This is a genomic window from Pantoea sp. RG18, assembly GCF_025910075.1.
Lineage (GTDB): Bacteria > Pseudomonadota > Gammaproteobacteria > Enterobacterales > Enterobacteriaceae > Pantoea > Pantoea agglomerans.
The window spans coordinates 1-463 of record NZ_JAPCIL010000024.1 but is presented as its reverse complement, the minus strand read 5'-3'; the positions used below and the strand labels follow the sequence as shown (position 1 = coordinate 463).

1 protein-coding gene is annotated in these 463 nt (G+C 59.8%); it reads right to left on the bottom strand.

Features of this window, described 5'->3' with window-relative positions:
- The coding region (locus OK409_RS21605; protein ID WP_264367520.1) for an Ig-like domain-containing protein at positions 1 to 463 on the bottom strand (463 nt) is incomplete at both ends.

The window sequence follows — 463 nt, the reverse complement described above, 5'->3', positions numbered from 1 at the left end:
TTCGGTGTTGTTCGTGATTTCCGGAGCCGCCGTGCTGGTATCCAGCTTAAACGGCCATTCTGCGCCAGGCGCGGAGATGTTTCCTGCCGCGTCCGTGCTAACGGCTTTGATACTATGATCGCCGTCTACCATATTGGTGGTCGGCGTATAGCTCCAGTTGCCCTGCGCATCCGCCCGAACGCTGCCCAGCACGCTGTCGCCGTCATACAGCGTAACCAGCGAACCTTTTTCCGCCTTGCCGGTAAAGGTCGGCGACGGATCGTCCGTTACGCCACCACTGGTCGTAGACGTGCCCTGTACAGTGCCTACATCGTCAATCATCCCGGTGATGGTCGGCAGGACAGGTGCGATGGTGTCAACGGTCAGGGTAAATTTCGCCTCGCTGCTGTTGCCCGCCGCATTGGTTACCGATGCCGTAAAGACGTGCTCACCGTCTGCCAGCTCCGCCACCGCGAACGTCCAC